Annotated in this window: 24 protein-coding genes and 1 riboswitch; of the genes, 6 read left to right on the forward strand and 18 right to left on the reverse strand. The window is 67.7% G+C overall.

What is annotated here, in order from left to right; genetic code table 11:
- Positions 1-46: 46 nt before the first annotated feature.
- A riboswitch (TPP riboswitch) is annotated at positions 47-157 on the forward strand.
- 29 nt (positions 158-186) lie between these two features.
- Positions 187-2,046 (forward strand): phosphomethylpyrimidine synthase ThiC, encoded by a 1,860-nt coding sequence (gene thiC, locus AC4GYY_RS08535; RefSeq protein WP_491119841.1) that lies wholly within the window; start codon positions 187-189, stop codon positions 2,044-2,046.
- Between the two features lie 73 nt (positions 2,047-2,119).
- Here the strand turns inward: thiC and AC4GYY_RS08540 are convergent, their stop codons facing one another.
- The 7 genes from AC4GYY_RS08540 to AC4GYY_RS08570 all read right to left on the reverse strand — a co-directional run bounded on the left by AC4GYY_RS08540 (position 2,120) and on the right by AC4GYY_RS08570 (position 4,934).
- Positions 2,120-3,166, reverse strand: coding sequence for an FRG domain-containing protein (locus tag AC4GYY_RS08540; protein ID WP_491119842.1), 1,047 nt, complete (start codon positions 3,164-3,166; stop codon positions 2,120-2,122).
- A gap of 88 nt (positions 3,167-3,254) precedes the next feature.
- Positions 3,255-3,455, reverse strand: coding sequence for a hypothetical protein (locus tag AC4GYY_RS08545; protein ID WP_491119843.1), 201 nt, complete (start codon positions 3,453-3,455; stop codon positions 3,255-3,257).
- Positions 3,456-3,515: 60 nt separating this feature from the next.
- Positions 3,516-3,689 (reverse strand): hypothetical protein, encoded by a 174-nt coding sequence (locus tag AC4GYY_RS08550; protein ID WP_491119844.1) that lies wholly within the window; start codon positions 3,687-3,689, stop codon positions 3,516-3,518.
- Positions 3,690-3,708: 19 nt separating this feature from the next.
- Positions 3,709-3,975 carry a Txe/YoeB family addiction module toxin gene (locus AC4GYY_RS08555; protein ID WP_491119845.1) on the reverse strand — a complete coding sequence of 89 codons (267 nt, stop codon included), beginning with the start codon at positions 3,973-3,975 and terminating at the stop codon, positions 3,709-3,711.
- Positions 3,972-4,226: a type II toxin-antitoxin system Phd/YefM family antitoxin gene (locus tag AC4GYY_RS08560; RefSeq protein WP_491119846.1), complete on the reverse strand. Its 255-nt coding sequence runs from the start codon at positions 4,224-4,226 to the stop codon at positions 3,972-3,974. The genes AC4GYY_RS08555 and AC4GYY_RS08560 overlap by 4 nt, the downstream gene beginning before the upstream one ends.
- Positions 4,227-4,257: 31 nt before the next feature.
- Positions 4,258-4,503, reverse strand: coding sequence for a DUF3253 domain-containing protein (locus AC4GYY_RS08565; protein ID WP_491119847.1), 246 nt, complete (start codon positions 4,501-4,503; stop codon positions 4,258-4,260).
- Complete coding sequence (locus AC4GYY_RS08570) at positions 4,494-4,934, reverse strand: pyridoxamine 5'-phosphate oxidase family protein (protein WP_491119848.1); 441 nt, start codon at positions 4,932-4,934, stop codon at positions 4,494-4,496. The genes AC4GYY_RS08565 and AC4GYY_RS08570 overlap by 10 nt, the downstream gene beginning before the upstream one ends.
- 147 nt (positions 4,935-5,081) lie before the next feature.
- On the opposite strand from AC4GYY_RS08570, the gene AC4GYY_RS08575 reads away from it, so the two are divergent.
- On the forward strand, positions 5,082-5,735 hold the full coding sequence (locus AC4GYY_RS08575) for an SOS response-associated peptidase family protein (RefSeq protein ID WP_491119849.1): 654 nt from the start codon (positions 5,082-5,084) through the stop codon (positions 5,733-5,735).
- Here the strand turns inward: AC4GYY_RS08575 and AC4GYY_RS08580 are convergent.
- The 7 genes from AC4GYY_RS08580 to fghA form a co-directional block, all read right to left on the reverse strand.
- Positions 5,732-6,322 (reverse strand): SURF1 family cytochrome oxidase biogenesis protein, encoded by a 591-nt coding sequence (locus tag AC4GYY_RS08580; RefSeq protein ID WP_491119850.1) that lies wholly within the window; start codon positions 6,320-6,322, stop codon positions 5,732-5,734. The two genes, AC4GYY_RS08575 and AC4GYY_RS08580, sit on opposite strands and share 4 nt — an antisense overlap.
- On the reverse strand, positions 6,319-6,693 hold the full coding sequence (locus tag AC4GYY_RS08585) for a DUF983 domain-containing protein (RefSeq protein WP_491119851.1): 375 nt from the start codon (positions 6,691-6,693) through the stop codon (positions 6,319-6,321). Before AC4GYY_RS08585 ends, AC4GYY_RS08580 begins: the two co-directional genes overlap by 4 nt.
- A gap of 10 nt (positions 6,694-6,703) precedes the next feature.
- A complete protein-coding gene (locus tag AC4GYY_RS08590; protein WP_491119852.1) occupies positions 6,704-7,630 on the reverse strand; it encodes a cytochrome c oxidase subunit 3 in 927 nt (308 codons plus the stop codon).
- Positions 7,631-7,692: 62 nt separating this feature from the next.
- Positions 7,693-8,250 carry a cytochrome c oxidase assembly protein gene (locus tag AC4GYY_RS08595; RefSeq protein WP_491119853.1) on the reverse strand — a complete coding sequence of 186 codons (558 nt, stop codon included), beginning with the start codon at positions 8,248-8,250 and terminating at the stop codon, positions 7,693-7,695.
- On the reverse strand, positions 8,250-8,387 hold the full coding sequence (locus AC4GYY_RS08600; RefSeq protein WP_491119854.1) for a cytochrome c oxidase system small membrane protein: 138 nt from the start codon (positions 8,385-8,387) through the stop codon (positions 8,250-8,252). Before AC4GYY_RS08600 ends, AC4GYY_RS08595 begins: the two co-directional genes overlap by 1 nt.
- Positions 8,384-9,286, reverse strand: a complete 903-nt coding sequence (locus AC4GYY_RS08605) for a heme o synthase (protein WP_491119855.1) — start codon at positions 9,284-9,286, stop codon at positions 8,384-8,386. The genes AC4GYY_RS08600 and AC4GYY_RS08605 overlap by 4 nt, the downstream gene beginning before the upstream one ends.
- 32 nt (positions 9,287-9,318) lie before the next feature.
- Complete coding sequence (gene fghA / locus AC4GYY_RS08610) at positions 9,319-10,152, reverse strand: S-formylglutathione hydrolase (protein WP_491119856.1); 834 nt, start codon at positions 10,150-10,152, stop codon at positions 9,319-9,321.
- A gap of 90 nt (positions 10,153-10,242) precedes the next feature.
- Between fghA and AC4GYY_RS08615 the strand changes: the two genes are divergently transcribed.
- Positions 10,243-11,319, forward strand: coding sequence for an SAM-dependent methyltransferase (locus AC4GYY_RS08615; protein ID WP_491119857.1), 1,077 nt, complete (start codon positions 10,243-10,245; stop codon positions 11,317-11,319).
- 47 nt (positions 11,320-11,366) lie between these two features.
- On the opposite strand, the gene AC4GYY_RS08620 is transcribed toward AC4GYY_RS08615, so the two are convergent.
- Together AC4GYY_RS08620 and AC4GYY_RS08625 are read right to left on the reverse strand one after the other, a co-directional pair.
- On the reverse strand, positions 11,367-11,750 hold the full coding sequence (locus AC4GYY_RS08620; RefSeq protein ID WP_491119858.1) for a VOC family protein: 384 nt from the start codon (positions 11,748-11,750) through the stop codon (positions 11,367-11,369).
- 23 nt (positions 11,751-11,773) lie between these two features.
- Positions 11,774-12,886 carry an S-(hydroxymethyl)glutathione dehydrogenase/class III alcohol dehydrogenase gene (locus tag AC4GYY_RS08625; RefSeq protein ID WP_491119859.1) on the reverse strand — a complete coding sequence of 371 codons (1,113 nt, stop codon included), beginning with the start codon at positions 12,884-12,886 and terminating at the stop codon, positions 11,774-11,776.
- 79 nt (positions 12,887-12,965) lie between these two features.
- On the opposite strand from AC4GYY_RS08625, the gene AC4GYY_RS08630 reads away from it, so the two are divergent.
- The 3 genes from AC4GYY_RS08630 to AC4GYY_RS08640 all read left to right on the forward strand — a co-directional run bounded on the left by AC4GYY_RS08630 (position 12,966) and on the right by AC4GYY_RS08640 (position 15,563).
- Positions 12,966-13,583 carry a glutathione S-transferase family protein gene (locus tag AC4GYY_RS08630; RefSeq protein ID WP_491119860.1) on the forward strand — a complete coding sequence of 206 codons (618 nt, stop codon included), beginning with the start codon at positions 12,966-12,968 and terminating at the stop codon, positions 13,581-13,583.
- A gap of 112 nt (positions 13,584-13,695) precedes the next feature.
- Positions 13,696-14,535, forward strand: coding sequence for a UDP-2,3-diacylglucosamine diphosphatase (locus AC4GYY_RS08635; protein WP_491120239.1), 840 nt, complete (start codon positions 13,696-13,698; stop codon positions 14,533-14,535).
- Positions 14,536-14,540: 5 nt separating this feature from the next.
- The gene (locus AC4GYY_RS08640) at positions 14,541-15,563 is read left to right on the forward strand and encodes a glycosyltransferase family 4 protein (RefSeq protein ID WP_491119861.1); all 1,023 of its coding nucleotides are present in this window, start codon (positions 14,541-14,543) and stop codon (positions 15,561-15,563) included.
- Here the strand turns inward: AC4GYY_RS08640 and AC4GYY_RS08645 are convergent.
- Both AC4GYY_RS08645 and AC4GYY_RS08650 read right to left on the reverse strand, forming a co-directional pair.
- Positions 15,560-18,133 (reverse strand): HWE histidine kinase domain-containing protein, encoded by a 2,574-nt coding sequence (locus AC4GYY_RS08645; protein WP_491119862.1) that lies wholly within the window; start codon positions 18,131-18,133, stop codon positions 15,560-15,562. The genes AC4GYY_RS08640 and AC4GYY_RS08645 overlap by 4 nt on opposite strands.
- A complete protein-coding gene (locus AC4GYY_RS08650) occupies positions 18,126-18,698 on the reverse strand; it encodes a biliverdin-producing heme oxygenase (protein ID WP_491119863.1) in 573 nt (190 codons plus the stop codon). The genes AC4GYY_RS08645 and AC4GYY_RS08650 overlap by 8 nt, the downstream gene beginning before the upstream one ends.
- Between the last annotated feature and the right edge of the window lie 40 nt (positions 18,699-18,738).

The following is an 18,738-nucleotide window of genomic DNA, read 5'->3' on the forward strand; positions in this document are numbered from 1 at the left end:
GCCGGACGGGGAGCGGTGGACAACCGCGCCCCGTCCGCCTAACCTTCCCGCATCCCCGGGGGAGCGCTCATGCGCGCTTGAGAGGCAGGCAGCAGCCTGCGACCCGCCGAACCTGATCCGGCTCACACCGGCGTAGGGAGTGGAGCGGCTCGCGTCTCTTCACTCCAGCATGGAGAGACAAGAGACATGGCCGACATCCCCTCCAAAATCGAGATCGGCGTCACCACCGGCCCGATCCGCGGGTCGCGAAAAGTCCACGTCGGCCCGCTGAACGTGGCGATGCGCGCGATCGACCTCGACCCCGGCTGCGGCGAGCCCCCGCTCAACGTCTACGACACGTCGGGTCCCTATACCGACCCGAACGCGCGCATCGACATCCAGACCGGCCTCCCCCAGCTCCGCCGCCAGTGGATCGAGGCGCGCGGCGACGTCGAGAGCTACGACGCCCGTGAACTCCGCCCCGAGGATAACGGCCAGCTCGGCCCGGACCGTTCGGGCGGCGTCCCGCGCTATCCTAACACGATCAAGCGGCCCCTGCGCGCCAAGCCCGGGCAGAACGTCTCGCAGATGCACTACGCGCGCCGCGGCATCATCACCCCCGAGATGGAATATGTCGCCACGCGCGAGAACCTCGGCCGCGCGATGATCCGCGATCACGTCCGCGACGGCGAGTCCTTCGGCGCGAGCATCCCCGACTACGTCACCCCCGAGTTCGTCCGCGACGAGGTCGCCCGCGGCCGCGCGATCATCCCGTCGAACATCAACCACCCCGAATCCGAGCCGATGGCGATCGGCCGCAACTTCCTGGTCAAGATCAACGCCAACATCGGCAACAGCGCGGTCGCCTCGAACGTCGCCGCCGAGGTCGACAAGCTCGTCTGGTCGATCCGCTGGGGCGCGGACACGGTGATGGACCTCTCGACCGGGCGCAACATCCACGACACCCGCGAATGGATCCTCCGCAACTCGCCCGTCCCGATCGGCACCGTGCCGATCTACCAGGCGCTCGAGAAGGTCGGCGGCGTCGCCGAGGAGCTGACGTGGGAGATCTTCCGCGACACGCTGATCGAGCAGGCCGAACAGGGCGTCGATTACTTCACGATCCACGCCGGCGTCCGCCTCGCCTACATCCCGATGACGGCGAAGCGCGTCACCGGCATCGTCAGCCGCGGCGGCAGCATCATGGCGAAATGGTGCCTCAGCCACCACAAGGAGAGCTTCCTCTACGAGCGGTTCGACGAGATCACCGAGATCATGAAGGCGTACGACATCGCCTATTCGCTCGGCGATGGCCTGCGCCCCGGCAGCATCGCCGACGCCAACGACGAGGCGCAGTTCAGCGAGCTCTACACGCTCGGCGAACTCACCCACCGCGCGTGGAAGTCGGACGTCCAGGTCATGATCGAAGGCCCCGGCCACGTGCCGATGCACAAGATCAAGGAGAACATGGACAAGCAGCTCCAGGTCTGCGGCGAGGCCCCCTTCTACACATTGGGGCCGCTCACCACCGACATCGCGCCGGGCTACGACCACATCACCAGCGGCATCGGCGCGGCGATGATCGGTTGGTACGGCACCGCGATGCTCTGCTACGTCACCCCCAAGGAGCATCTGGGGTTGCCCGACCGCGACGACGTCAAGGTCGGCGTCGTCACCTACAAACTCGCCGCCCACGCCGCCGATCTCGCCAAGGGCCACCCCGCCGCCAAGGTCCGCGACGATGCGCTGTCCCGCGCCCGCTTTGAGTTCCGCTGGCGCGACCAGTTCAACCTGTCGCTCGACCCCGACACCGCGGAATCGTACCACGACCAGACCTTGCCGGCGGAGGGCGCCAAGACCGCCCACTTCTGCTCGATGTGCGGCCCCAAGTTCTGCTCGATGAAGATCACCGCCGAAGTCCGCGAGTTCGCCGCGAAGCAGAACGCGGGAGTGGAGACGTTCGTCGCGGCGGAAGAGGCGGAGGCTGGGATGGCGGGGATGAGCAAACTCTATAACGAGTCTGGTCGCGAATTGTATGTAGGAGCGGGTGGACGTGAAAATGATTAGCCGCTCACAAGTAAGGAGCGAGTTTTAATCAAATGGATGGAAGAAGCGGCCGCGAAGCTCTTCACAAGCTCCGTCAAGGCCCGGAAATAGAGAGCCGGCCGTAATACCCATAGCGCTTAGTTCCTGCATGACTTTTCGACGAGAAGAAAAATGGCAGGTCTATAGCAGTAAGAAAGTCGCGACCAACTATCGTTTCTTGGCTTTGAATAAAGGTTTCGATATCATCAAGGTTGGTTACGCTGCTGACTGATTGCTGAGGTAATGCTCGAGGGTTTTCTATACTCAACGGCTCGAGCATTGAAAAATGAGGTCTCCCAAACGCTATCGCTGATACCGGCTCAAACCGTTCTTCCCATCCTACCTTATCAAGCATAAGGATTCTAACGTGATCGTCACTAGTAGACCGGTTTCTTCGGAAGCGATAGGCGAAAAAAGCGGCGACAAAGGGTGAGTACGTCCAGTCTAACAGAGGTGTTGGGTAAGCGTGATGCTGCAACAGGTTGAAGAAAGCCGCGTTCTCGACGTTATTACCAAGATTGAACAAATGCTTTGTCTGAGCTGACAGCGTATGATGCGCGCTTGGTATGTCATAACGCAGATAAGTTATAAGATCCTTTCTGCGAGTGCGATGAAAGGATGTACGAAGACGATATGGCTTATCTTGCCCTCGAAAGACAAATCTGCGCGGCTCTCTGTCAAGAGCAAAGCTCTTAAACTCCTCCCAGCCATGAACCTCCGTTAAGATACGCAAATCGGATTTGCAGCTTGCCCTGCTTTTATGCAAGTCAACCGTCCCACCCGTGCCGATATTTGTAGTCCAAGTCGCGTGAATAATTTCACTATCTAGAGTCAGGCTTATTTGAGCGGACTGGGGGAAGGAAACGCTTGGGAAATCCCGAGCAAGATCTAGAGCCGACAGCGTGATCGGGAACCTGGGATGTAGGGCAAATACCGATGTCGTCAGATTTTCGTACTTACCGGCCTTATCCGCGAGCTCAACTTTCGTTGCGGAATGTGGAACCCCAGGCTCTTCGTCAAAGAGGTATGCGTGCCCCGCGTAGCCATGTTCTAGCTCATCAAGATCAAGAACCACAAGCCCTACGTTGGTGCCGCTCGGCACACCGATCCACTGGCCTTGTACTCCTAGAGGGTCTGTGCTCGAATGCGGCATGGTCCTACTAGCCGGTTTTTGTGGCGCTTTCTCTTACTTATACCACCCGCAACGCCTCCACCACCCCCGGGAACCGGATCAGCTTGGGGTACGTCCCCTCCACCTCCTCCGCCACGCCCTGCGTCACCAGCTCGCGCACGTTGTTCGCGGCCCCCGCATAGGTAACGCCCAGCGCCTCCGCGATGTTCGAGATCGAGCGCACCGGCTGCTCGAACGCCAGGTCGATGATCCGCAGCATCAGCGCCGAATAACGCCTACTCGTCGTCGCACGGGGTCGTCTGCGACGAGTGGCGAAGCCTCACTTGGCGTCGCGCTCCGCCGCCAACCGCTTCCGGCCGCGACGGACGATATCCTCGACATCGAAGTTTCCGTCGACCGGCGGACCGCTGGCGAGTCCGTCGGTCCACGCCGCACGAAGACGGTCGATCTCTCGCGTCTCGCGCTCATCCGCCTTCTCAAAGATGACCTTCACCGTGCCTCCCGTGTCGGCCTCAATAATGATACCGGCATTGCGCGACCTCCAGCACCTGCTCCTCGCCGCGACCGACCACTCGGTACACCAAGCGGTGCTCGCCGGTGATCCGGCGAGACCACCAGCCCGCAAGGTTGCCGCCAAGGGGCTCGGGCTTGCCGATCCCGCGAAACGGATCGCGCTTGCAGTCGCGCAGCAGCGCGTTGATCTTCTCCAGCCCTCGCCCGTCGTCGCCCTGCCATTCGAGGTACTCAGCCCAGGCGCTGGGCCAAAAGGTGAGCTTCACGGGTCGATCAGCTCATGCTCTTCGCCACCGCCCGTTTCCAGCCCGCGCACCGCCGCCAGCAGCACTTCGGCGTTCCGCGGCGACGAGAGCAGGTGCAGGGTCTCCTCAATCGAGGCCCATTCGCTCGCCGAGATAAGTACCGCACCCTCCCCGCGCTGGCGGGTGATCGCGAGCGGCGCGCCGTCGGCGACGACCTTGTCGATCATCGCCTTCAGGTTCTCGCGCGCTTCGGAATAGCTGACAGCATACATGGCATTAAGTTGGACAAAGACTTGTCCAATGTCAATCCGCCCGCCCGATCCGATACGGCCCCGCCCGCTGCGCCAGCCCATCTCCCTTCCAGCTCAACCGCACCGCAGCCTCAGCCACCAGCGCGTCCACCGCCTCGCGGACAGGAGCCATCTCCGCCCGCCAGTCGCCATCCCCCGCCAGCGCCCGCGCCGCCTCGCTCGGGCACACCGTCGCCCCGTCCGCGCGCGCGTCGAGCAGCGCCAGCACCGCGGCGCGGGCGTCGGCGGCTACAGCCACACCTCGCCCTCGTCCTCGCCGTCCCAGTAATGCGCGCGCGTCGCCGCGACCTTGACCAGCACCAGCCCCGGCGCATCGATCCCCTCGGGCCACCAGCGCTCGAGGTCCTTGGTCCAGTGCGCGGCGAAGGCGGCGCGGTCGCGGACGATCTCGGCGCGGCCCTCGATCGTGATGAACAGGGGCCGCATCCCGAGCAGCCCGGCCTTCCCCTGATAGGAAAGCCCCACCTGCGGGTCCGCCTCGATCTCGCCGACCAGGTGCGCGCTGTCGTCGGCGAAGAACCAGCTCGTCCCGTCGAACGCGACCTCGCGGTTGTTGCTCATCGGCCGCCCCGCGATCGCGCCGTTCGGCGCTCGGGTCGACAGCACGCAGAAGTCGATGTCGCGCATCCGCTCGGCCAGCGCCGCCACGTCCCAGGTCTTGTCGGTCATCGCGCGAACTCCTCCAGTGTCGCCGCGACAACGCACGGGGCCGCCGTTCGCACCCCGCGTTCTGCCGGATGCGGACCCCGCGCGGTCACGTGATAAATGCGCCTCCCGTCGACGGCCGCGTCGGGACGGCTCCGCGAAACCCCGCCGGTGGCGCGCGTCCTCGGCTGGCGCTACCCTGCCGCGATGTGCAACGAGGCCTATCGCCACGCCCAGATCGGTCAGGTGCAACAAGACTTCGCGCAGCTGCGGATTCCGCTGCGCTTCCCCGAGGGCATTCCCAATTTCGCCCCGCTCGACGGCTTCCGCATCACCGACCGCGTCGAGATCGTCCGCCCGGTGGCAGAGGCGTCCGGTGCAGCGGAGATGGTCACCCGTCGCTGGAGCTGGCCCGCGCCGGGCGGCCGCCCCGTCTACAACGTCCGCTCGGACGGGCGCGTCATCCCGGCCGCGCAGCGCTGCCTGATCCCCGTCGACGGCTTCTTCGAGTTCACCAATCCCCCGGCCCCGCCGGCCGGCGCCCCGGCGCGCGCGAAGAAGCCGCTCAAGAGCAAGTGGGCGTTCACCTTGGCCCGCCACGACTGGTTCTGCATCGCCGGCGTCTGGCGCGCCGAGCCGTCGGTCGGGGAGGCGTGGGCGATGCTCACCTGTCCGCCGAGCGAGGACATCGCGCCGTATCACGATCGTCAGGTCGTGGTGCTCTCGCTCGCCGACGCCGCGCGCTGGCTGGACCCGTCGGTCTCTGCCGCCGACCTGTGCCGGCCGTTGCCGCGCGGCAGCCTGGAGGTGCGTCAGGTGCGTTAGCGCGGCGGCCCCCGCCGCCGCACCGCCAGCGCGTAGATCACGGCCGCCAGCGCGGCGAAGATGAACCACTGGACGGCATAGGCCAGGTGGTTGTTGGGAACGAGGCCGATATCCGGCCGTGTGTTCGCCGCGAGCCCGGCGACCGGCGCTGCGGCGACCAGCAGCATCGTCTGCGGGCGGCGGTCCCACAGCTGCGCGATCAGCGGCGCGGAATCGGGAGCGTGGCTCACCCAGCCGGTCACCGGTCCGCCCGGCCAGGCGACGGTGCGGACGGGATCATGCGTCGTCCCCAGCTGCACCTTCGCCCCGTCGGCGCAGGTCGCGATCAGCCGGTAGCCGGCGTTCCCCGCCCCCGCGCGGTCGATCGTCACCGGCGGCCGGCAGGTGGCGTAGGTGCGCCGGAAGAGGAGCGTGTCGTCGGGCCGCCGCGGAAAGGCGACCGGCGGCCGGGCCGGATTGGCGGCGAGCAGGGCGAGATACGCCTCCTTCTGAGGCAAGCGGATCAGCAGTTGCCACAGCCCGAGCGCGACCATCGCCGCGACCGCGAGGCCGACGACGATCGTCGGGATCGGCGGCGCGCGCCTCACGGCTTCAACCGGCCCTCGACCGCGGCGTTGCGATATTCGAGCGCGAGCAGCCAGCCCTTGGCGAGACGAAGCGAGACGATCACCCCGGCGATCGTCACCGGCGGCCAGATGAGGAGATGGATCCAGAACGGCGGCGCGAGAGACAGCTCCAGCGCCACCGCGCCGATCACGACCAGTGTCCCCAGGATCAGCGTGAGGAACGCCGCGGGACCGTCGCCGACGTTATACGCGGATATGTCGAGCCCGCAGGCGCGGCAGCGGTCGGCGAACTTGATCATGCCGGTGAAGATCGTCTTCGCGCCGCAGCGCGGACACAGCCCGTGGAGGCCGCAGTCGAGCGGGCGGGGCTCGACGCGGCCACCGTCGGTCACGTGGCGCGGCTCACTCGACCGCGATCGGCGCGCCCCAGCCGCCCCAGACGTAGATCACCACGAACAGGAACAGCCACACGACGTCGACGAAGTGCCAATACCAGGCCGCCGCCTCGAACCCGAAATGCTGCTTGGGGGTGAAATCGCCCCGATATGCGCGGACCAGGCACACCGTCAGGAAGATCGTCCCGATCAGGACGTGGAAGCCGTGGAAGCCCGTCGCCATGAAGAAGGACGCGCCGTAGTTGATGCCCTTGAACGGGAAGGGCGCGTGGATGTACTCATACGCCTGGATCGACGAGAACAGCACGCCGAGCAGGATCGTCAGCCACAGGCCCTTGAGCACGCTGTCGCGGTCGCCGACGCCCAGCAGCCCCCAGAACCCCTTCTTCACGCCGCCCCGCTGATTGTGGATCAGCGCATGGTGCGCCCAGGTGACGGTGGTGCCGCTGGTCAGCAGGATCAGCGTGTTGAGCAACGGGAACTTGAAGGGATCGATCACCTCCAGCCCCTTGGGCGGCCAGGTCGCGGCGAGCGCGGCCGCACCCTCGCTGGCGCGGGTCACCTGCCCGTCGGCGAAGCTCATCGCGGTCGGGAACAGGCTGAAGTCGAAATAGGCCCAGAACCAGCCGACGAAGAACATCACCTCCGACGCGATGAACAGGATCATGCCGTAGCGGAAATGGAGCTGGACGACCGGGGTATGGTCACCGTGATGCGCTTCCTTGATGACGTTGCGCCACCAGCAGAACATCGTGAACAGCACCGCGGCGAGCCCGGCGAAGAACAGGAAGCCGCCGCCATTGGGCTTGCCGACGTGGCCGCCGTGCATCCAGGCGATCCCGCCCGCCGCCATCGCCAGCGCCGAGAACGAGCCGATGATCGGCCACGGATCGGGCGGAAGGATATGGTAATCGTGGTTCTTCGCGCCGGCCATCTGCGCCCATCCCCTATACGTTCGATTTGGTCTCTACCCGCGTTTCCGCGCGCGTCAACGGATCACCCCTCGGGCGACGCGCGCTTGCCCGCGCCGCCGGTCACCGGGAAGAAGGTGTAGCTGAGCGTGATCGCCTGCACGTCCCTAGTGTCGGGATCGTCGAGGATCTTGGGATCGACGAAGAAGATCACCGGCATCCGTGCGGTCTCGCCCGGCTTCAGCGTCTGCTGGGTGAAGCAGAAGCACTGGATCTTGGTGAAATACTTGCCCGCGATCGCCGGCGTGACGTTGTAGGTCGCGGTGCCGGTGACCTCGTGGTCGCTCGTGTTGGTCGCGGTGAAGAAGGCCATGTCGCGCGCGCCGATGTCGATCGTGTCCGATCGGGTCTCCGGGCGGAAGCGCCACGGCATGTCCGGGGCGACGTTCGAATCGAACTGGATCACCACGCGGTGGTCGGTCGCCCCGGGCGCCGTCAGTCCGCGGTTGGTGGTCCCGTTGAGCCCGGTCGCCTGGCAGAACAGCCGGTAGAGCGGCACGCTGGCGAAGGCGAGCCCGGTCATGAAGCAGATGCCGAGCACCGCGAGCAGCGCGGTGCGCCCCTTGCCCGCGACGATGCGCATCAGTGGCGCGCGCCCGCCGCGATCTTGACGATCGCGATCGCGAACACGAGCACGACGAACGCGCCGAGCAGCAGCGCCATCACCCTGGCGCGCGCCTGCTGGCGTCGCTGGATCAGAGCCTGGTCTTCGGGGGTCATGCGGATATCCAATGGTCGACGACCAGAACGCCGAACACGGCGAACAGGTACAGGATCGAATAGCGGAACAGGCGCTTTTCGGGGATCATCGGGTCCCCGGTCGCGGGCCGGTGGCGGGCGACCTGCCAGACCAGCACCACGAACGCGGCGGTCAGCGCGGTGGCGAGCACGCCATAGACCGGGCCGGCGAGCCCCAACGGCCAGGGCGCGATCGCGGCGGCGGCCATCGGCACGGTGTAGAGCGCCATCTGGCGGCGCGTCTCGGCCTCGCCCGCGACCACCGGCAGCATCGGCACCCCGGCATTGGCGTAATCGATCTCGACGAACAGCGCCAAGGCCCAGAAATGCGGCGGCGTCCACAGGAAGACGAGCGCGAACAGCAGCACGGGCAGCACGTCGACCCCGCCGGTCGCCGCCGCCCAGCCGATCAGCGGCGGGAAGGCGCCCGCGGCGCCGCCGATGACGATGTTCTGCGGCGTCCGCCGCTTGAGCCAGACGGTGTAGACGAGCACGTAGAACAGGATCGACGCCGCCAGGATCGCCGCTGCGACGACATTGAGCGCCAGCCCCATCAGGATGACCGAGAACGCGCTGAGCCCGACCCCGAAATGGAGCGCCGACTGGCGGTCCATCCGCCCCCCGGGCAACGGACGCGCGCGCGTCCGCTTCATCACCGCGTCGATGTCGGATTCATACCATTGGTTGAGCGCGCCCGCGGCACCCGCGCCCAGCGCGATGCAGAGGATGGCGGTGAACCCCAGCACCGGATGGATCGGCGTCGGCGCGGCGAGCATCCCGCACAACGCGGTGAAGACGACGAGCGTCATCACCCGTGGCTTGGTCAGCGCAAGAAAATCCCGCCAGTCGGCGGGAGGCAGCACGGGAGCGGCAACGGTCATGGTCGCCGCGCGCTATAGGCGTGACTCTCCCTTCACGCCAGCCGCTCGGCGTGCCAGCGCAGATGATCCGCCATGAAGGTGGAGACGAAGAGATAGCTGTGGTCGTAGCCCGCATGCCGCCGGAGCGTGAGCGCGATGCCCGCCTCGGCGCAGGCGCGGTCGAGCAGCTCGGGGCGGAGCTGCTCGGCGAGGAACGAATCGGCCTCGCCCTGGTCGACCAGCAGTTCGGCGACGCGCGCGCCGTCCTCGATCAGCGCCACGGCGTCGTGCGCGCGCTTCGCCGCGATGTCGTCGCCCAGGTACCGGTCGAGCGCCTTTCCCCACGGCACCTGGATCGGCGCGACGATCGGCGCGAAGGCGGAGACGCTGCGGTAGCGGTCAGGATAGGTCAGCGCGATGGTCAGCGCGCCGTGCCCCCCCATCGAGTGACCCGTGATTCCCTGCCGCCGAAGGTCGACCGGGAAGGACTCGCCGATCAGCGTCGGCAGCTCGTCGGTGACGTAGCGCCACATCCGGAAGTTGGTCGCCCACGGCGCCTGCGTCGCATCGACGTAAAAGCCGGCGCCCTGGGCGAAATCCCAGGCAGGATCGTCAGGAACGCCCTCGCCTCGCGGGCTGGTGTCCGGCGCGACGAAAACCAGCCCCAGATCGGCGCAGGCGCGCCGGTACTCGCCCTTGTCGGTCACGTTCGCGTGGGTGCAGGTGAGGCCGGAAAGATACCAGACGACGGGGAGCGCCGCACCGGGCGCATGCGGGGGAACGAAGACCGAGAAGGTCATCATGGTTCCCGTCGCAGCCGAGCGATGCCGATAGACCCCTTGGACCCCACCCTGCGCCATGACCTCGGAAATCGTCTCGATGGTCATCTCGCCCCCGCCTTCCCGGCCGGACCTGTCCCGGGACGCGGCCGAGCGTTAACGGGTTCCGTCGCGGCGGCAAACCGCTATGTCGGCGGCATGACCTGGCTCAAGACTCTGCGGCGGCGTGTCGTCGGCCCGAGCCGCGACGACGCGCAGCGCATCGATCACGAGAAGCTCCGGCGGATCATGGCGCTGCTCAACGACGACTCGCAGCCGAACATCAACGCGCTCACTCAGGTCAGCCGAAATCTGGATCTGATGGCGCTGAGCGTGAAGGCCCTCGGCTATCAGCTCGCGACCCAGATGGCGGCCGCACTGCCTCCTCCGGAAGACACCGAGGCAGGTCGGGTCCGCCTGGGGTCGAAGCCATCGACGCAGCGCGACATGGAGAGCGATTGGGTTCGGCACTGGTGCGGCCAGCTCCAGGTGCCGGTGGTCTATCACCGCAAGCTGTGGGAGCTCGCCTACATCCTCCAGGTCGCTCACAACACCGGCAACCTCAAGCCGGGTCGGCGCGGGCTGGGCTTCGGTTGCGGGGTCGAGCCGCTCACGAGCTACTTCGCCGCACGCGGCGTCGCGGTGACGATGACCGACCTCGCCCCGGAAGACGCGCGCAGCGAAAGCTGGACCGGCACGAACCAGCACGCCTCGACGCTGGACGACGCGCATGTCGCAAAGCTCGTCTCGCGCGAGCAGTTCGACGCGCTGGTCGAGTACCGCAGCGTCGACATGAACGCGATCCCCGACGATCTGACCGGCTACAACTTCTGCTGGTCGACGTGCGCGCTCGAGCATCTCGGCTCGATCGAGCACGGCCTCGCCTTCATCGAGAACTCGCTTCGGCCGCTGAAGCCCGGCGGCGTCGCGATCCATACGACCGAATACAACATCAACCCGCTTGGGCCGACGATCGACAATTGGGGCACCGTGCTGTTCCAGCGGCAGCATTTCGAGGCGCTCGCCGAGCGGCTGACAGCGGCCGGGCACAAGGTGGCGAAGCTGAACTTCGATCCGGGGAACAAGCCCCTCGACCAGTTCATCGATCTGCCGCCCTGGGACGAAGGCACGATGGCGTACCTCAGCGGACGGCTGGGCAGCAAGGCGCACCTGAAAGTGGCCATCGACGGCTTCGTCACCACCTGCTTCGGGATCACCGTCACCAAGGCGGCCTGAGCCGAACCGCTCCACGTCGGGCACGACGTGGAGTCCGGACCAGCGGCTCAGGCAGGCATCCGGTGGAGCGCGCACAGCTTGTTGCCGTCGGGATCGCGCAGATAGGCGAGGTACAGATCGCCGAAGCCGCCCTTGCGCACGCCCGGCGCCTCCTCGATCGCAGTGCCGCCGTTCTCGACGCCCGCCTGGTGCCATGCGTCCGCCTGCTCGGGACCGGACATCGTGAAGCCGATCGTGCCGCCGTTCGCGTGAGTCGCGGGTTCGCCGTCGATCGGCGGGGTGACCAGCAGCAGCCCGCCGTCGTGCATGTAGATCAGACGGCCCTTGTCGTCGGTGAACCCGGGCTTCGCCCCCAGCGCACCCAGCGTCGCGTCGTAGAACCGCTTCGAACGCGCGATGTCGTTCGAGCCGAGCACCACATGACTGAACATCGTCCTCTCCTCCCTCGTTGGTCTCAGTAGATCACGACGCTGCGGATGCTCTCGCCCGCATGCATCAGATCGAAGCCGGTGTTGATCTCGTCGAGCGTCAGCCGGTGGGTGATCATCGGATCGATCTCGATCATCCCGTCCATATACCAGTCGACGATCTTCGGCACGTCGGTGCGTCCTTTGGCGCCGCCGAAGGCGGTCCCGCGCCAATTGCGGCCGGTGACGAGCTGGAACGGCCGGGTCGCGATCTCGCGCCCGGCCTCGGCCACGCCGATGATGATGCTGGTGCCCCAGCCGCGGTGGCACGCCTCCAGCGCGGTGCGCATCACCTCGGTGTTGCCGGTCGCGTCGAAGGTATAGTCGGCGCCACCGTCGGTCAGCTCCACGACCTTCGCGACCGTCTCGTCGCGGCTCAGCCCTTTCGAGTTGAGGAAGTGGGTCATGCCGAAGCGGCGGCCCCAGTCCTCGCGGTCGGGGTTGATGTCGACGCCGACGATCTTCGCCGCACCTGCGAGCTTCGCACCCTGGATCACATTGAGGCCGATCCCGCCGAGCCCGAACACCACCACATTCTCGCCCGGAGCCACCTTGGCGGTGTTGACCACCGCGCCGACCCCGGTCGTCACGCCGCAGCCGATGTAGCAGCTGGTGTCGAACGGCGCGTCCGCGCGGATCCTCGCCACCGCGATCTCGGGCAGGACGGTGAAGTTCGAGAAGGTCGAGCAGCCCATGTAGTGGAAGATCGGCCGGCCCCGGTAACTGAACCGGCTGGTGCCATCGGGCATCACGCCCTTGCCTTGGGTGGCGCGGATCGCGGTGCACAGGTTCGTCTTGCCGCTGAGGCACGACTTACATTGGCGGCATTCCGGCGTGTAGAGCGGAATGACGTGGTCGCCCGGCACCACGCTGGCCACCCCCGCCCCGACCTCGCGCACCACCCCGCAGCCCTCGTGGCCCAGCACGCTCGGGAACAGGCCCTCGCTGTCGAGGCCGCCCAGCGTATAGGCGTCGGTGTGGCAGATGCCGGTCGCCATGATCTCGACCAGCACCTCGCCCGCCTTCGGACCTTCGAGATCGAGCTCGACGATCTCGAGCGGGCGCTTGGCTTCGAAGGCGACGGCGGCGCGGGTCTTCATCGGGACTCCTCAAGTGATCGCGCGGCGAGCCTTGTACCGGCGTCGCGCACGGATCAAGGGCGACGGCGGGAGGCCCGCGATGTCCGATCTGATCCTGCACGAGTACGCCTTGTCCGGAAACTGCTACAAGGTCCGCCTGACCGCCGCGCATCTCGGCATTCCGCTCGCGCGTCGGGCGTACGACATCCTCGGCGGCGAGACGCGAACGCCCGCGTTCCTCGCCGAGGTCAACGGGAACGGGCGCATCCCGGTGCTCCAGATCGGCGACGATTTCCTCCCCGAGAGCAACGCTGCCTGCGTCTATCTCGCGCACGGCTCCGCGCTGATCCCGCACGACCGGTTCGACCACGCCGACATGCTGCGCTGGATGTTCTGGGAGCAATATCATCACGAACCCAATGTCGCGACGCTGCGCTTCTGGCGCGCGTTCGTGGGCGAGGATCGGCTGAGCGATGCACAGCGTCTCCAGCTCGGCGCGAAGGAGGCGGCTGCGCACGACGCGCTCTCGCTGATGGACGCGCAGCTCGCGCGCGCCGAGTGGTTCGCGGGCAACCGCTTCACGCTCGCCGACATCGCGCTCTACGCCTACACGCACGTCGCCGAGGAGGGCGGCGTGGCGTTGCACTCCTATCCCAACGTGCAGGCATGGATCACCCGCGTCGCGGCGACGCCGCGCCATATCCCGATCACCGCCTGACGCGGAACCGTCACGCGGGCGAGACGCCCACGTAACATAACGAGTCCATTGGCGCGGGGTGAGGGAGGGCCGCTGCGTGCCGACGACCATCACCGCTGCCGACGTGACCGATCTGCTCGACTTCGCCGCCACCCGCCCGCACCATCCGGAACGGCAGGTGGAGGAGCGCCGTCACTACCGCACCGTCTGGATCAGCGACGTCCATCTCGGCACGCGCGGCTGCAACGCCGAGCTGCTGATCGACTTCCTCGACCATGTCGACAGCGACGCGATGTACTTGGTCGGCGACATCATCGACGGCTGGCGGCTCAAGAAGAAGTTCTTCTGGCCGGCCGCGCACAACGACGTGATCTGGCGGCTGATGAAGCGCGCGCGTCGCGGCACGCGGATGGTCTACATCCCCGGCAACCACGACGAGATGTTCCGCCAGTTCGCCGGGCTCGACTTCGGCGGCATCCAGATCCGCCGCAAGGCGATCCACGAGACCGCCGACGGCCGCCGCCTGTTGATCCTCCACGGCGACGAGTTCGACGCGATCACGCTCGGCCACCGCTGGCTCGCGCATGTCGGCGACGTTGCCTATACCGTGCTGATGCAGCTCAACCGCCACGTCAGCGCGGTACGGCGGCGATTCGGGATGCCGTATTGGTCGCTCTCGAAGCACGCCAAGGCCAAGGTCAAGAACGCGGTGAACTTCATCTCGCACTTCGAGGAGGTCGTCGCGCACGAGGCCGGAGTGCGCGGGGTCGACGGGGTCGTGTGCGGACATATCCACACCGCCGAGATCCGCGACATCGCCGGCGTCGCTTATTACAACGACGGCGACTGGGTCGAGGGCTGCACCGCCCTGGTCGAGCATCATGACGGGCGGATGGAGCTGATCCACTGGGCCGACGAAATGGCGCGGCGCCCTGCCGGGCCCGACGCGACGGTCCTGCCGCTGGCGGCCTGACCTCCATGCGGATCGCGATCGTCACCGACGCCTGGCGCCCGCAGATCAACGGCGTCGTCCGCACGCTGGAGGCGACGCGCGCGCAGCTGACCGCCTGGGGCCACGAGGTGCTGGTGATCTCGCCCGAGGGACGCTGGTCGTGGCCCTGCCCGACCTATCCCGAGATCCGGCTGGCGGCGGCGCTGCCCGGGACGATCGGGGCCGCGGTCGAGCGGTTCGGGACCGAGGCGCTGCACATCGCGACCGAGGGCCCGCTCGGGCTCGCCGCGCGCGCCTGGTGCCTGCGCCGCGGCATTCCCTTCACCACCGCCTACCACACGCAGTTTCCCGATTACGTGGCCGCGCGGACCGGCCTCCCTCCCGAGCTGCTGTGGCGCTACATCCGGTGGTTCCACGCGCCGGCGGAAAATGTGCTGGCGTCGACCGCGTCGATCGCGGCGACGCTCCACGCGCACGGGCTGACGCAGGTCCGCCATTGGGGGCGCGGGGTCGATCTCGGCCTCTTCACGCCCGAGGGCGCGATCGAAGCGGCGATCCGCGCGCTGCCCGGCCCGGTGCTGCTCCACGTCGGCCGGGTCGCGCCCGAGAAGAACATCGCCGCCTTCCTCGACCTCGACATGCCCGGGACCAAGGTGGTCGTCGGGGACGGTCCGGCGCGTGCGACGCTCGCCGCGAGATATCCGGCCGCGCGGTTCGTCGGGGCGCGCCACGGGGCCGATCTCGCCGCCGCCTACCGCGCCGCCGACGCGCTCGTCTTTCCCAGCCGCACCGACACGTTCGGGCTGGTCATGATCGAGGCGCTCGCCTGCGGCACCCCGGTCGCCGCATATCCGGTGACCGGACCGGTCGACGTGCTGACCGCGGAGGTCGCGGCGATGGACCGCGACCTCGCGGTCGCCGTCGCCGGCTCGCTCACCCGCGACCGCGCCGCCTGCGCGTGCTACGGCGCGACCTTCACCTGGCAGGCGAGCGCCCGCGAGTTCCTCGACGCGCTGGTCCCCTTCGTCCCCGCCCGCATCGCCGCTTAGGCGGTGGCGGGCGCGATCAGTTCGGCCATCGCCCGGGCGAGGTTCTCGATCGTATAAGGCTTCTGGATGACGCGACGCTCGGCGTGCTCGGGCGGCAGGTTGGCCTGCTCGCCATAGCCCGAGGCGAAGAGGAACGGAACTCCCAAGGCCTTCAGCCGGTCCGCCACCGGAAAGCTCGTCCCGTCGCCGAGATTGATGTCGAGCACCGCCAGCGTCGGCGGAGCCGCGTCGATGCTCGCCAGAGCGGCGCCGACGCTCGCCGACGTGGCGACCGCATCCGCCCCGAGCCGGACCAGATGATCCTCGGCGTCGAGCGCGATGATCAGGCTGTCCTCGACGAGCAGGACCTCGTGGCCACCCAAGATGCGCTGCGGCGGCGGTGCCGGGTGTCCGACCGCGGGCCGCTGAACGCGGATCGCGGGCGCCCGGTCGAGCCCCGCTTCGCTGACATGGCGAGCGGGGATGCAGAATCGCGCGACCACACCGCCGACATCATATTCGATCGAGGCCTTGCCGCCGAGATCGTACGGAACCGAGCGGTCGACGATCGTGCTCCCGAAGCCCTTGCGCGAGGGCGGTGCCACCGGCGGGCCGTCGATCTCGCGCCAGACGATCTCGAGGTCCGCCTCGGCGTTGCGCCGCCAGTCGATCTCGACCCGCCCGCCGGCCGACAGGCTGCCGTACTTGGCCGAATTGGTGACGAGTTCGTGGATCACCAGCGCCATCGTCGAATAGGCCTGCGGATTGAGCAGCACATAGCCCCCCGTCGTGCGGATCCGGTCCGGGTCGTCCGCGAGGAAGGCGGCGGCCTCCGCGTCGATCAATGCCTGGATCGGCGCCGGCCCCCAGTGATCGTCGGTGATCTGATTGTGGGCGCGGGCGAGCGCATGGATGCGGCCGTCGACCAGCCGGACGAAGCTTTCGATGCTGTCGTCGTGCGGCTTCGATTGCCGGATCAGCCCGCGGATCACGCCCAGGATGTTGCGCACGCGGTGATTGAGCTCGGCGATCAACAGCTCCTGCCGCTCGTTCGCCTGCTGCCGCTGGCTGCTCGCCGCGTCGGCCATCCGCAGCACCACCTCGATCAGCGTCGCGCGGAGCGTCTCGGCCACCCGCAGCTCCGACGGCGTGAACGCCTTGGCGCGGCCGTGGACCAGCTCCTTCCACTCGGCGAAGCTCTCGCGCGGGGAGAGGCGCGGGCCGTTGGGCCCGTATTCGACCGGCTTGTACGGATCGCCGCCCCACCGCACCGAGCGGATCCGCTCCTGGCGGAACAGCACGACATAGTCGCGCGCGGCGCGCGAGATCGGAATGGCAAGCATGCCCGCCGCCTCGCCCGCCCATGCCTCTGCGCCGGGCAGGAGGGTCGAGATCTGGTCCGTGGTGAACACACGGCTCCCGCCGACCTCGCCCAGACGGGCGATCAGCCGCCGGAAATCGCCCGGCGGAGGCGTCGAGCCGGAAAAGGCGCTCGACCCGTTGATCCACACGCCGACGCCGTCCGCCGGAATGGCCTGCGTCAGGATGTCCCCCAACCAATCGGGATCGTTCAGCAGGGTCTCGTCCGACGCGACGGCGCCGAGCAGCTGGTCGGAGATGTCGCGCGCGCGCCGTTCGAACTCCATCGTCTCCTTGCGCTGGCGGCTCTCGATCCGCATCGAGAACAGGTGCGCGAACAGCTCGCAGGTCGAACGGCGTTCGTAGCTGGGCGCCATCGGCGCGTAATGATGGCAGGCGAACAGGCCCCAGAGCTGATCGTCGACGATGATCGAGATCGACATCGAGGCGGCGACGCCCATGTTCTTGAGATACTCGATATGGATCGGCGAGACCGAGCGCAGGATCGAGAGCGACAGGTCGATCGGCCCCCCTCTCGCATCGAACGCCGGGACGATCGGCACCGGAGTCGCGCCGACGTCGGCGATCACCCTCACCGCGTTGCGCTTGTAGAGGACGCGCGCCTGCGCCGGGATGTCGGCGGCGGGATAATGGAGCCCCTTGAACGAGCCGATCCCGGCGCGGCACGCCTCGGCCACGACCTCGCCCGATCCGCTTTCGTCGAAGCGATAGACCATCACCCGATCGAATCCGGTCAGCGCCCGCACCAGCCGCGCGCCCTCGGTGAAGAAGGTGCCGAATGCTTCCGCACGGTCGACGCGCGCCATCATCGACCGGACCGTGTTGGTCGCGTCGCCGGGCTCGCCCGCGGTGGGCTCGGCTTCGATCACCACCTGCCTGCCGGACACGTGAAGCGCCACGTCGAACCGCGGCAACTCCTCGCGCAGCCGGCACGCGAACACGCGCTCGACCGCATCCGCCCCGAGCAGCAGCGACAGACGGTTGCGCAGCAGGTGGATCGCCTCCGCGGAGAACAGCTCGGCGATCGGCCGGCCCAGCGCGCTCGCGGGCTCGATCCCGAGGAAGTCCTTGAGGTTCGTCGAGACCCGCTCGACGATCCAATCGGTCGAGATCGCGACGAGGAACCCGATCGGCTGGATCGCACCGAGCAGGTGGATCGGCTCGCGATCGCAGTTCGTGAGCGTGACCGTCCCGTCGCCGCCGTCAGCCACGCGCCGGCTCCACCGCAGCGCGCCCCGCGGTGGCGAACAGTGCGAAGACCGCGATCGCCGAGGCGACCGCCCGCCGGAGGTCGGCTTCGTCCGCCAGGACCTGGTCGAGCCGCAGCAACAGCGCGCGCCACGCGCCCGGCTCCGCCGAAGCCGAAAGGAAACGCACCGGCAGACCCTCCCCGACCGAGCGCCGCAGCATCGCCCCGCCGAGCCGCGATCCCTCGATGACGTACGCCGCCCCCGCGATCTCCGCCGCGCCGTCGACGACATGCGCGCGGCACTGCGCCGGCGCCGCGCCCAAATCGTCGAGATCGGCGCGGAGCAGCGTGGCGCGACGCCGGCAGGACCAGTCGGCCAAGACCTGCTCGGCCCCGGCGCGGTCCAGCGCCGCCTCGACCGGCAGATGCGCCTCGGCTTGCGCCGAGAGGAACGCGCGATAACCGACCGCGGTCGACAGATCGACGCTCGAGAAGATCGCATCGACCTCGCCATGCGCCGTCGCCGTCGCGCGTCGCAGGGTCTGAGCGGCCGACAGCGGGCGCGAGTGATCGAGAACCGTGGCCATCGAAGAGGCTCCACGAATTATAAGCAACTCCAAGGACGTG

The sequence above is a fragment of the Sphingomonas sp. SP6 genome, from assembly GCF_058313435.1.